We start from the raw sequence: 12663 nt of genomic DNA on the forward strand, positions 1-12663 counted from the left end.
TTCGTAAAAGGACTTGCAAATATGGTCTGTTGGCGCAAGCCTCTCCGGCAGAGCTTCCGGCAAACAGGAAGCCAGGGAAGGGACCGCCAACATGAAGACCATCATCGGGAAAACCGCGTCCGCCGCCGTGCTCGTCCTGGCCGCCGGCCTCGCGTCACCCAGCTTCGCCCAAACCTCTCAGGATCAGGCCGCCTCGCTGGACGACGTCATCGTCACCGCCCAGCGGCGCGAACAGTCGCTGCAGGACGTGCCGATCGCCATCACCGCCTTCGGCGCCGAGACGCTGGAGCGGACGGCCGCCGCGGGCATTCAGGACGTCGCGGCCAAGGCGCCGGGCGTGACCCTGACCCAGTTCAACATCGGCGAGCCCCAGCTCTACATCCGCGGGGTGGGCACCACGAGCGACTCGGCCGCCAGCGACCCGTCCATCGGCGTCTCCATCGACGAGGTCTCCATCGGTCGCGCGGGCGGCAGCTCGCTGGCCTTCCTCGACATCGAACGCGTGGAGGTCCTGCGCGGACCCCAGGGCACCCTCTACGGCCGCAACGCCTCGGGCGGCGCCCTGAACATCTACACGCGCAAGCCCCAGTTCGAAGACACGACCATGGCGCTCCTGCGTTACGGCAGCTTCAACGAGTGGGGCGGCGAACTGATCGCCAACCGGATGATGGGCGAGAGCTCGGCCGCGCGCCTGGCCGTCCGCATCAACTCCAACGACGGCTATGCCGAGAACGTGCCGTCGGGCAGGAATCTGGAAGGCGGCCGTCAGTACGGCGCGCGCCTGTCGATGCTGACCCAGGCCGGGAACTGGACGCTGGAAGGGTCGATCGACGCCTCGCGCGACCGGATGGACGGCCACGCCCGCATCCCGGTCACCGCCGCCGGCACGGCGCCTGCCTTCGTCACCCTGATCAACAGCCTGCGCGCCGGCCTGAACGTGCGCCAGAGCTTCTCCTCGGCCGACAACTATCAGGACCGCGACAACTGGGGCCTGACGGTGCGCGCGGAGTATGAGGCCGAGGCCTTCGACTTCGTCTCCCTGACCTCCTATCGCAACAACGACTACGGCTGGCGCGACAATCTGGGAGGCCTGCCGTTCCCGAACTTCCCGCTGATGGTCGACGACCAGGCGACGGAAGACGCCAACCAGTTCAGCCAGGAGTTCCGCCTGGTCTCCAAGCCCGAGTCGGCGATCAACTGGGTCGCGGGCGTCTACTGGTTCAAGGAGGATGTGGACCGGTCCGAGCGGTTCATCGTCCAGGCGGCCCTGCCCATCGCCCCGCCCTCGTTCGGCGGCGACACCACCTTCAGCCAGGTGGCGGAGAACACCAGCTATGCCGCCTTCGGCCAGGCGACCATTCCCTTCGCCAGCATCTGGGAGCTGACGCTCGGCGCCCGCTGGACGCGTGACGAGCGCAAGATCCACCAGATCGCCGTGGACAACGAGAACGGCGCCAATCCGCCCGTCGGCATCCCGCTGGGGCCGACCGGCCAGCCCTACAATGTGCGCGCCTCGGCCAGCTTCCAGGAGCCGACCTGGAAGATCGCCCTGGCGGTCGAGCCGTTCGAGAACATCCGCCTCTATGCCTCCTATGACCGGGGCTACAAGGCGGGCTCCTTCGCCTCGGGCGCCCAGACGGCGGTTCAGGCGGCCACGCCGCTGCGTTCGGAACTGCTCGACAACTATGAGCTCGGCCTGAAGTCGACGATCATGGACGGTCGGCTGCGCTTCAACGCCGCCGCCTTCCGCCTCGAGTACGACGATCTGCAGGTCTACGAGCTGCTGGGCCTGAACCTGGTCACGTCCAACGCCCAGGCCGAGGTCAACGGCTTCGAGATCGAAAGCGCCTTCGCCCTCTCGAACAACATCACGATCGGCGGCTCCTATACGTCGCTGGACGCCAAATACACGTCGAACGCCGTCTCTGGCACGTCGATCCTGCCGTACAACGGCCTGACCCTGCCGCGTTCGCCGGACAGCCAGTACACGCTGTATGCCGATGGCGAGTGGGACATGTGGGGCGGCGAGCTGGCGGCCCGCGTCGACTATCAGTGGACGGACGACATCTTCTTCGACCCGTCGAACAACGCCGAGGTCCGCTCGCCGGCCCACAGCCTGGTCGGGGCCTACCTGTCGTGGGAAGCCGCCAACGGGGTGAAGATCGCCGTCTACGGCAAGAACCTGGGCGACACCGAATACCAGCAGCACATCATCAAGAACGTGGGCGTGGGCTTCAGCGTGTTCGGCCCGCCGCGCAGCTACGGCATGACGCTGAGCCGCAGCTTCTGATCCCTGCCACCGTCACCCTCGGGCTTGTCCCGAGGGGCCATGGTTCAGCGGCGCGAGTTCAAGATTCGACGCACCGACAGGCGGACTCCTGATCCTCTGATCGCGGTGCGGACGAATGGATCCTCGGCACAGGGCCGAGGATGACGAAGTGAGAGTTCAGGCGGCGCTGGTTTCGACCGGCGCCGCCTCCACCTCCCAGCGGATCTTGCGCGGATCGATCTTCAGACCCGTCGCCAGATCGCAGACCACCGCCGAGATCGGCTCGTTCGTGTCCGTCTCGACCAGCCGCAGCGGCGACCCGTCCGGACACAGCCAGCGCTCGGACCAGCCGTGCATGGCCATGATCATCGGATAGAGGTCGCGGCCCGCCTCGGTCAGCCGATACTCGAAGCGCGGCGGCGCCTTCTGGTACAGGCGCTTCTCCAGCACCCCCTGCAACACCATGGTCTTCAGCCGATCCGCCAGGATGTTGGTGGCGACGCCGAGCGCCTCGTGGATCTCGTCGAACCGGCGCAGACGGAAGAAGGCGGCGGCCAGCACGGCCCAGCTCCAGTAGTCGCCCATGATGTCGGTCGAGCGGTCGATGATGGCCCGGTCGGTCTCGATCGGCTGGGTCCGGCGACGGCGGGACGTCGGGGGCGCGATGGGCGTCAGGCCCTCGCCCGCCTCCCAGCGCACATGGTGCATCTCGATCGGACGCCCGCCCTCGTGGTCGAAGACCGCCGGCTCGATCCGCTCGCCGGTCTCGCGGTCGTAGAAGGCCATGGCGTAGCGTTCCTGCAGCGGAGACCGCGCCCATTTCCGCTCCCACTGGCCCTGCATGACCGCGACCCCGAACATGTCCAGGCCCATCTCGGTCAGCCGGTATTCCATCCGCGTCGCCGACCCCTTGGCCTCGCGCTGCTCCAGCAGTCCCGCCGCCACCAGTCGGTTCAGCCGGTCGGTCAGGACGCTGCGGGGCATGCCCAGTCGGTCGCGCCAATGGGAGAAGCGCCGCGCGCCGTAGAAGGCCTCGCGCAGGATCAGCTGGGTCCAGGCGTCGCCGGTCACGGCGAAGGCGCGGGCCACGGGATTGCCCATGATCAGGTCGCGAGTGGTCGGGGTGGTCACGCGTTTCGTCTTTGTCTTCCGCCCGATCTGCGTCGGGCCGAGTCGATCCTAGCACCAGAGAACGCGGTGCGTCGCCCATCCGATAAATCTCGATTTGCAAGTCACCTTCGGCGGCCTAGAGTTCGCCCATGACCGACACCCTCTCCGCCATCGACCTGTCCGCCGCCCCCTGTCGCCCGGTCCGGTTCGGGGAGGTGGGGGTGGAGATCGAACGTCGTCCGGACGGCGTCCTGATCGTGTCCGGCAAGGCGTCGCTGAAACCCTATGATCCGAACCTCGCCGCCGCCTTCTGGCGTCATGCGGATCAGACACCGGACAAGCTGTGGCTCGCCCGGCGCGAAGGGGCGGAGCGCGACTGGACCCGGCTGACCTATGGCGAGGGCCGGGCGCGGGTCGCCTCGGTCGCCGCCTGGCTGATGGACCGGGGCGTCACGGCGGATCGACCGATCCTGGTCCTGTCGGAGAACTCGCTGAACCACGCGGTCCTTATCTTCGCCGGCATGGTGGCGGGCGTTCCGGTGACCTCGGTCAGCACCAACTATTCCCTGATCTCATCGGACTTCGAGCGGCTCAGGCATGTGGTCGATCTGGTGAAGCCGGGCCTGATTTTCGCCGAACAGGGCGCCCCCTTCGCCGACGCCGTCACCGCCGTCGCGCCCGATGACGCCGTCATCATCACCGCCGCGCCGGGCGTCGCGGGCGCCGTCGACTGGTCCGAACTGGCCGGCTTTCCGGCGCCCGATCTCTCGGCCCACGTCGCCGCCCTCGATCCGACCAGGCCCGCCCGCTACCTCCTGACCTCCGGCTCGACAGGACGGCCCAAGGCCGTGATCCACACCATGGCCATGGCGACCGGCAATACGCATTCGGGGTTCCAGGCCATGGGCGACGCCTTCGCCTGGGACCGTCAGGCGCTGGACTGGCTGCCCTGGAGCCATATCGCCGGCTCGTCCCTGATGACCAACATCACCTGCCTGGGCGGCGCCCTCTACATCGACGACGGGCGGCCGATGCCGGGCCGGTTCGACGAGACGATCCGGAACCTGAAGGAAATCCCGCTGCGCTACTACGGCACCATGCCGAACGGCTATGCGATGTTGGCCGATGCGCTGGAGGCGGATGACGATTTCGCCAGACGCTTCTTCACCGAACTGCGCGCCATGCTGTTCGGCGGGGCCGGCCTGCCCCAGGCCCTGCATGACCGGCTGCAGCGGATCGCGGTGCGCGCCACGGGCCAGAGGTTCGTCTTCGTCTCCGGCTACGGCTCCACCGAAACGGGCTCGGCGATCAGCTACACCTGGTGGGAAGACACCCGCGTCGGCATCGGCCTGCCGGTCTCGGGGGCGTCGTTCAAGCTGGTGCCGTGCGACGGCGTCTATGAGGTGCGGGTCAAGGCGCCGTCCGCCACCGCCGGCTATTTCGCCGACCCGGCCCAGACCGCCGCCGCCTTCGACGAGGAAGGCTATCTGCGGATGGAGGACCTCGCCGACTTCCACGATCGCGACCGGCCCGAGGGCGGCATGTTCTTCGCCGGTCGCCGGGCCGAACAGTTCAAGCTGCTGAACGGGACATTCGTCACCGCCGGACGGTTGCGGGACAGCCTGCTCGGCCGCCTCGCCGGGGTGGTGCGCGAGGTCGTCATCTGCGGCGACGGGGAGGCCGAGGTCGCCGTCCTCGCCTGGGCCGATGTCGAGGGCGTTCGTCGCCTGACCGGCGGCGCCGTTGCCGACCACCCCGCCGTGACCGCCGCCGTCACCGAGGCCCTGGCCGCCCACAACCGCGACAACCCCGGCCAGTCCAGCCGCATCGCCCGCCTGATGTTCCTGACCGACCCGCCGGACCCGGAGGCGCACGAGGTGTCGGACAAGGGCTCCATCAACCGGCGGATGGTGTTGAAGCGCCGCGCGGACGAGGTGGCCAGGCTGTTCGCAGGGGAGGGGATAGGGCCGGCGCTCTAGTTCAAATCCGTCATCCTCGGGCCTGTCCCGAGGATCCATCTGTCCGCGGTACGAAAGGTCGGAAGGTCGCGCCGCTCCATCGGTTCGAGCGCGTACAACGATAGGCCCTCGGGACAAGCCCGAGGGTGACGGTGTGTGAGAGCGCTACCCCAGCTCCGGCCCGCCCGTCGGGTCTCTCGGATCGAGCGGCAGCCCCATCGCCTGACGGTGTTTCAACAACCGCAACCACCCGTGCATCGCCTCGCAGTCCAGCCCGTGCATCATCAACCGGAACCCCGCCTGCAACGTCGACAGCGTCACCAAGGGATGCCCGTTCTTGACGAAATGCATGTGGTAGTCGGTGCCCAGAATGCGCCCGATATAGATGCCGACAATCTCGTCCAGCTGCAGCGAATGGCTGGCGCGCATGAAGTCCGAACGCGGAAGCATCAGCGCATAGAGCGGGGTGTAGAACTCCACCGCCGTCTGGATATCGATCTTGTTCGCCCAGCCCGTCGGGAAGGCCTCGAAGGCCGGATCGATGTCGGTCAGCATGGAGAAGTCGATCCGATCCGGCGGGGTGATTTCCTTGCCCGCCTGACGGAGCGCCAGGTTCAGCTCGATGATGAAGTTGAAGATGTTCAGGTCGTGTTGAAGGAAGACATTGTCCTCCAGCGACTTCAGCGTCAGGGGCCGCAACGGCACGGTCTTCACCAGGGCCGGATCGATCCCGGCATTGGCCTTGATGAAGGCGATCAGCTCGGTCCCGATGTGGAAGTGGCGCAGGATCAGGGTGTTGCACTCCGGCGATCCGAACGTCCGCAAGCCCCAGTGGATGGACTTGTGCAGCAGGCCGTTCAGGTTCGGATGGCGCGGCGAGATGGCCCGCAGGATCTTCACCAGACCGAAGAACAGAAACACCACCGGCCGCGACACCGGAAACAGCCACCGCCGCGACCACGACCTTGCGCCGAGCAACAGCGCCCGCTTCGCCTGCGGATCGATCGGCAGGGAGTGGTCGAGATAGAGCGCCAGCCACGGATCCGGATCGTTCGGATCGTATCGACCCGCGTCGAACGGATCGGCCGTGGTCACGCCGCGATCTCCTCGATCTGGAGGGCGTAGAGGCGGGCGGTCACTTTCGCCGTCATGACGATGCGTTCGGCGACGGCGGCGTCGGGCAGGACCATCCGCAGCATCTCCTCGAACTCCTGCATGTGCTCGGCGTCGTTCTCGCCGTGATACAGCAGGAACCGCACGGCCTCGTCGGGCAGGTTCAGCCGCTCCTTGACCAGCCGGCCCCAGGGCGCGGCCTTGATCGAGCCCAACCCCTCGATGATGAACATGGCGCCCAAGAGGCCGAACGGATCGGGCCTGGACGCCTCGTGGAACATCCAGGCCGAGATGGCTTCCGAGCCGACGTTCTTGGGCGCGTTGCGGATGACCTCGACCTCGCCGCCGGAACAGACGAAATCGGCCTCCAGAAGGCGGAAGTCGCGATGCTCGGTCACCGCGTGGCGCATCAGCGTCGATCGCAGTTCAAGGTGGTCCTCGCCGACGTTCGACGCCGCCCGGCTCATCCACAACGCCCCGTCCTTCACCTGCTGGCGCAGGTTGACGAGGAAGGTCTGGTAGTCCGCCAGCTCGAACCGCCCGCGCGTCAGCTTGCGGATCAGGGGCGTCGCCTCCAGCCGCTGTTCGAAGTCGGCGAAGACCACCGCCAGCTTCCTCAGGGTGTCAGAAACTTGATCCGACGCCGGCGCCTGTCCGTCAGCCATTCTCTTCTCCGCTCATCCCCGCGAAAGCGGGGACCCAGTTCTTTGGGCGATGACTACGACCGGTGGTGCTCAGGCAGCAATCCCGCGCACCGTGCCTCACGAAAGCACTGGGTCCCCGCTTTCGCGGGGATGAGCGGGAGTGAGAACGCATCATCACACCACCTCGCACATCATGAAGCCGACCATGGCCCGTCCGCTCTCGGGCACGATCAACAGGACCTTCTCGCCCTTCTTCGCCCGCCCCGATCGCATGAACTCGTCCAGCATGACCCAGATCGAGGCCGCGCCGATGTTGCCCACGGTCGGCAGGTTCGAGAACCACTTTTCCTCGGGGATCATGGCGGCCGTGCTCTTCAGGATCGACACGATCTCTTCCCGCAGCGACCGGGCCGAATAGTGACAGAGCAGGTGATCGACCTGATCGGGCGTGATCCGCCCCTGATCCACCTTCTCCAGCCAGACCCCGATCCACGCCCGGATGACGATCTTCAACAGCTCGAAATCCTGCACCAGCGCGACCGACCCCGACGCATGGGCGGCCACCGGCCCGGCGTGGCTCCAGGCGGACTTCATGTCGGCCCGGTCGGCGAAGGTGGAGCCGGCCCACATGCAGGGATCGAACCGTCCCGCCAGCGACGTCAGGTCGATCCACTCGACCTTCAGCGACAGGCCGTCCGGTCGCGGCCTCGGCTCCATGACCACCGCGCCCGCCCCGTCCGACAGGGTGAACCGGAGGAAATCCGCCTCGACCCGAGCCCGGCCCTTGGCGTCCACAAGCGACGTGCCCTCATAGAACTCCGGCCGGAACCAGCGGGAGGAGAACTCTCCCGCCGCCGTCGCCGCGACCTCGGTCTCTCCCGCCCGAACCTGCAACCAGGCGCCCTTGGCGGCCATCAAGGCGGAGGCGCAGACGGACTGGTAGCTGGCGATCTCGATAGGGGGCGCGCCGAGCTCGGCATGGACCGCGCTGGCATGGCCGGGAACGATGTAGTCGCCCTGCGTCGTCGCCGTGGAGAGGAAGCCCAGATCGCCCAGCGACAGGCCCGCCTTCTCCAGCGCCGCCTTCGCCGCCGCCGCCGTCATCGAGGCGTTGGAGTGCAGCGGCTGGCCCTCCGGCGTCAGGGCGTAGTGCCGCGTCTCGACCCCGTTCCAGCGCAGGGCGCGGCGGCCCACGGCGGAGCTGCGCCCGGCGATGCGGCCGATGAAGTCCTCCATGGCGTCGGCGCCGACCGGTTCGCCGGGCAGGAAGCTGCCGGTTCCGGTGATGTAGACGTCGCGAAGCGCACTCGAGCCCATGGCCTTTCAATGCGCACGATTGCGGTCCGTGCCGCAAGCGGACGAACGCGGCCGTTTGGAACGCCCTTCGCGCCCCGCACGCTATCCCCGTCATCCCAGGAGGAGACGACCATGCTGAAGGACAGGGATTCCGCCGCTATCGTCGGCACGAAGGATCTGGCCCGCGCCCGCGCCTTCTACGGCCAGACCCTGGGGCTGGAGGAGGCGCCGGCCTCCGGCGAAGGCGTGGCCATGTTCCGGACCGGCAAGACGGTGCTCTGCGTCTATCCGTCCGACTTCGCCGGAACCAACAAGGCCAACGCCGTCGTCTGGGGCGTCGGCGACGAGATCGAGACCATCGTCTCCGACCTGGCCGGCAAGGGCGTGACCTTCGAGCAGTACGACATGGACGGCGTCACCTTCGCCGGCGGCATCCACCGCGCCGGCGATTTCCGCATGGTCTGGTTCAAGGACCCGGACGGCAACATCCTGCATTTGAACAGCGGGGATTAATCCTCATCTACTCCTCTCCCCTTGCGGGAGAGGGAGATCGCACACGGCGGCGAAAGCCGTCGTTATTGTGCGATCGGGTGAGGGGTGAAACTCGCTCTTGCCAAGCGAGCACAGGACTCATCTCGACCGCGTCCTCATACCCCTCATCCGTCCGCTTCGCGGCCACCTTCTCCCGCAAGGGGAGAAGGGGAGTGCCAGGGCTTACCCCTCCAGCGACACCACCGCGCCCTGTTCGACCGGGCGGCGACGCACCTTGCCGCGGGCCAGCCAGCGCTTGATCCGCGTCTGCATCGGATCGTCGATCACCGCGTGGAAGGCGAAGGCGAAGCCGATGGCGGCCAGGACCCCCGCGCCCCAGATGACCCACTGGACGCCCGTGGACAGGGCGTATTTCGCGATCAGCACATTGGCCACGCCGAACCAGGCGATCCGCACCACCTCGTTGGTGATGAACATCGAGAAGGAGACGACGCTGGCCCGCTCGACCAGTTTCGACGGCTTCGCGACGGGAATCGCGCCCGCCGCCAGGATGATCAGGCTGATGAAGGTCAGTGACAGAAGCGCGTTCTTGTCGAACCACTGGACCGTCGCCAGACCCACGGCCGCCGAGACCCCGACGATCCGGGCCAGACGCGGGGCCACGAACACCTTCTCCGAGAACACCGCCAGACCCATGCCCAGGATGAACAGCGGCAGGGCGCGGAAGAAGCCGAACTTCATCGGCATCTGATAGACGGGATAGCCCAGGAAGGCGCGACAGGCCTCGTTGGCGGCCAGGTACAGCAGGATCACGCCCGCCATCACGCCCCACGGCCCCATCCCCTTCAGCACGCGCAGGATATAGGGGAACAGGACGTAGCAGCCGATCAGGGCCGAGATCGACCAGCTGGGCGCGTTCCAGCCCAGTCCGCCGTGAATGCCGAAACCCTGCGTCAGGGTCAGCTGGGCCGGCAGCTGGTCCCAGGCGAACCATTCCGGATTGCGCGGCGACACGCCGCCGAGCGCGCTCAGCAGCACCAGGGCCACCAGCGACAGCCCCATGATCAGGTGGGCCGGATAGACCCGCAGGAACCGCTTGATGAAGAAGTCGCCGGGCGACATGGCCCCGCGTCCGACCGCCCCGCCATAGACCCGCATCAGCACATAGCCGCTGTCGATCAGGAAGAAGTTGGTCAGCAGGAACCCGCCCCGCTCGAACACGGGATGCAGGCTCTCGGCCAGCGCCACGGGCCCCGCCGCCTGGAAATGGTGAAGGACGATCATCGTGGCCACAATGAAACGCAGCGCGTCCAACCAGCCCCCGCGTGCGATCGGCGGTGTCTCGTTTCGGGTCGAAATCGCTGTCCAGGCCATGGGAGGACCTCCTTCTGGCCTTCCCGTCGCAAGGGTCGGACCGTTTTGCCGTCCAGCGAACAACGGTTTAGTCTGGGCGCTTCAGGGGGCTGAATGACCGACGAAGATCCGCGCGAAGGGCGTATCCGGCTGGGCCGGCGTCGCGAGAAGGCGACGGAGTCTCTCGACGCCATCGAGATGGCCGAGAACGCCATGGAGGCGGCCGAGCCGACCATGGGCCCGCCCGATCCGGCCGTGCTTCTGGTCGAGGAACAGCGTCGCCTGATCAAGGCCCAGGTCTCCAACGAGCGTATGGGTCTGGTTCTCCGGGTGATGACCGCGATGGTCGGCCTGGGTTTCGTCATCGGTCTGGCGATGATGGTCTGGACCGCCGCCCATTCTCGCGCCGTGGTCGTCGATCCCTTCGACAGCCCCTTCGATCTGAGCCGACGCGGTCACACGGGCCAGGTCATCGCCCGAAGCGTGTCGGACGTCGTCACCACTATCGGCGCGGACGCCAGAAACTCGGCCGAGAACCGCGCCGTCGCCCTGAACTGGACGCGCGACGTGGCGGTGGTCGTGCCCTCGACCGGTGTCTCCATCGGCGAGATCGACAAACTGCTGCGCGGCTGGTTCGGCAAGGAGACCCATATCGGCGGCGCCGTTACGGTCAGCCCGACCGGCGAGGTCTCCCTGACCATCCGCGCCGACGGAGTGCGCGGCCGCACCTTCACCGGGCCGGAATCCGAGATGCCGCGCCTGATCACCGAGGCGTCGGAATACATCTACGGCCGGTTCGAACCCCAGCTCTTCGCCAGTTACCTTCTGGAGACCCGGCGCTACGAGGACGCCGAACGCTTCATTCCCGGCGCCTATGCCGGCCATCCGGGGTCGCGGGGCGAGCTGGCCTACAACTGGGCCATCCTGCTGACCAGCATCGGACGCCCGGCCGAGGCGGTCGAGAAGCTGCGGCTGGCGCTGCAATCCCTGCCCGACGATCAGGATGTTTGGGGCATGCTGATCGGCACCCTGTTCGACGTCGAGGGCGAGGAGGCCGCCGCGCGCGCGGGCCGCGAGTTCGCCGCGAAGAAGGACGCGGACGGCAAGCCGAGGGAAAGCGCGCCCTACCTCCTCCTGCTGCAGGACTGGACCCGCACCGTCGAGGCGGCGGAGGCCGATATCGCGGAGACCGGCGGCGAGGGGATTCTGGGCGGCCAGGAATTCAGCCTCGCGGACGCCGAGGGCCGCCGACATGACTTCGCCGGCGCCCTGCGCCACCTCGCCGCTGCGACTCCCGACGCACCGGTCACCATCGCCACCCGCCACATGATCGAGGTCTATCGCGCGCTCGCCGTGAACGATCGCCCCGCCGCCGTGGCCGCCGCCGAGACGCTGGATGCGCTGTGGACCACCGACGACGATGTGGCCTTCACCTTCTACGAGGCTCCCTGTTTCCTGGGCCTGGCCGAGGGACTGTCGGGCCGCTACGCCCAGGCCGAGGCCGCCTTCGTCCGCGCGGACCGCTACGTCGCCTGCGCCGCCTTCCGCGCCGATGTGCTGGAGGCGAGGGGACGACGCGCCGAGGCCGATCGCCAGTACGGCGTCGCCATCCGCCTGGCGCCCTCCCTGCCGTTCGCCTACCAGCGCCGGGGCCTGGCCCTGCTGGCGCGGGGCGACACGGCGCGGGCCGTCACCCGGTTCCGCGACGCCCATGTGCGGGGGCCCCGCTGGGCCGATCCGCTGAAGGGCTGGGGCGACGCCCTGGCCGCTCAGGGCCGCTGGGCCGAGGCGGCGGCGAAGTACGCCGAGGCCGAACCCTTAGCCCCCAGATGGCGCGACCTGCATCTAGCCCATGCGACGGCGCTGGACCGGCTCGGTCGCCGCCGCGAGGCGGAGGTGCAAAGGGAGAAGGCGGCGAACTAGGTCCTGACGGTATGCGCCGCCAAATAGGCGTCGAACTGTTCGACGTCGGGCGCGACCGAGGCCACGGTGACCTCCGACAGTCGGGCGCGTAGCATCCGCTCCGCATCGCTCAGGGTCTCGGTCATGGCCGCATTGACCGCCCGCTCGATCAGACAGGCGGGGTCGTCGTCCGCCAGCCCGATGGCGAACAGTTTCGGGCTGCCCACCGCTTCGTGGATGTCCAGGAGGGTGATCTGGTCCAGCGGCCGCGCCACCGTCCAGCCGCCGCCGTGGCCCTTTTCCGAGGCGACATAGCCGGCGGCCTTCAGCCCCGACATGGTCCGGCGCACCACCACCGGATTGGTGCCCAGCATTCCCGCGATCGTCTCCGACGTGAGCGGCCCGCCATGTCGATCCATGTGGATCAGGACGTGCAGCATTCGGGACAGGCGGCTGTCGGTCGGCATGGCCGGACCCTACACCAACTCCATCACGAAACAAAACAAGTTGCGTGAAGTGGATCCGC

General features: G+C 67.7%; 10 protein-coding genes. 4 read left to right on the top strand and 6 right to left on the bottom strand.

Annotated features, from left to right (window positions below):
* Nucleotides 1–91 precede the first annotated feature (91 nt).
* Nucleotides 92–2290 carry a TonB-dependent receptor gene (locus ACETK8_RS05780; protein WP_374038562.1) on the top strand — a complete coding sequence of 733 codons (2199 nt, stop codon included), beginning with the start codon at nt 92–94 and terminating at the stop codon, nt 2288–2290.
* Between the two features lie 156 nt (nt 2291–2446).
* Here the strand turns inward: ACETK8_RS05780 and ACETK8_RS05785 are convergent, their stop codons facing one another.
* Nucleotides 2447–3400 (bottom strand): winged helix-turn-helix transcriptional regulator, encoded by a 954-nt coding sequence (locus ACETK8_RS05785; RefSeq protein ID WP_374038563.1) that lies wholly within the window; start codon nt 3398–3400, stop codon nt 2447–2449.
* Between the two features lie 128 nt (nt 3401–3528).
* Between ACETK8_RS05785 and ACETK8_RS05790 the strand changes: the two genes are divergently transcribed.
* Nucleotides 3529–5358 (top strand): AMP-binding protein, encoded by a 1830-nt coding sequence (locus ACETK8_RS05790; RefSeq protein WP_374038564.1) that lies wholly within the window; start codon nt 3529–3531, stop codon nt 5356–5358.
* Between the two features lie 144 nt (nt 5359–5502).
* On the opposite strand, the gene ACETK8_RS05795 is transcribed toward ACETK8_RS05790, so the two are convergent.
* The 3 genes from ACETK8_RS05795 to ACETK8_RS05805 all read right to left on the bottom strand — a co-directional run bounded on the left by ACETK8_RS05795 (nt 5503) and on the right by ACETK8_RS05805 (nt 8411).
* Nucleotides 5503–6432 (bottom strand): DUF6999 family protein, encoded by a 930-nt coding sequence (locus ACETK8_RS05795; RefSeq protein WP_374038565.1) that lies wholly within the window; start codon nt 6430–6432, stop codon nt 5503–5505.
* Nucleotides 6429–7115: an iron-containing redox enzyme family protein gene (locus ACETK8_RS05800; protein ID WP_374038566.1), complete on the bottom strand. Its 687-nt coding sequence runs from the start codon at nt 7113–7115 to the stop codon at nt 6429–6431. The genes ACETK8_RS05795 and ACETK8_RS05800 overlap by 4 nt, the downstream gene beginning before the upstream one ends.
* Before the next feature lie 153 nt (nt 7116–7268).
* Nucleotides 7269–8411 carry a beta-ketoacyl-ACP synthase III gene (locus ACETK8_RS05805; protein ID WP_374038567.1) on the bottom strand — a complete coding sequence of 381 codons (1143 nt, stop codon included), beginning with the start codon at nt 8409–8411 and terminating at the stop codon, nt 7269–7271.
* Nucleotides 8412–8522: 111 nt separating this feature from the next.
* Between ACETK8_RS05805 and ACETK8_RS05810 the strand changes: the two genes are divergently transcribed.
* A complete protein-coding gene (locus ACETK8_RS05810) occupies nt 8523–8903 on the top strand; it encodes a VOC family protein (RefSeq protein ID WP_374038568.1) in 381 nt (126 codons plus the stop codon).
* Between the two features lie 201 nt (nt 8904–9104).
* Here ACETK8_RS05810 and ACETK8_RS05815 read toward each other — a convergent pair whose 3' ends face one another.
* A complete protein-coding gene (locus tag ACETK8_RS05815) occupies nt 9105–10256 on the bottom strand; it encodes an acyltransferase family protein (protein WP_374038569.1) in 1152 nt (383 codons plus the stop codon).
* 93 nt (nt 10257–10349) lie between these two features.
* Between ACETK8_RS05815 and ACETK8_RS05820 the strand changes: the two genes are divergently transcribed.
* A complete protein-coding gene (locus ACETK8_RS05820; protein ID WP_374038570.1) occupies nt 10350–12158 on the top strand; it encodes a tetratricopeptide repeat protein in 1809 nt (602 codons plus the stop codon).
* On the opposite strand, the gene ACETK8_RS05825 is transcribed toward ACETK8_RS05820, so the two are convergent.
* Nucleotides 12155–12604, bottom strand: coding sequence for an Rrf2 family transcriptional regulator (locus ACETK8_RS05825; RefSeq protein WP_374038571.1), 450 nt, complete (start codon nt 12602–12604; stop codon nt 12155–12157). The two genes, ACETK8_RS05820 and ACETK8_RS05825, sit on opposite strands and share 4 nt — an antisense overlap.
* Nucleotides 12605–12663 lie beyond the last annotated feature (59 nt).

Source organism: Brevundimonas staleyi (genome assembly GCF_041893865.1).
GTDB lineage: Bacteria > Pseudomonadota > Alphaproteobacteria > Caulobacterales > Caulobacteraceae > Brevundimonas > Brevundimonas staleyi.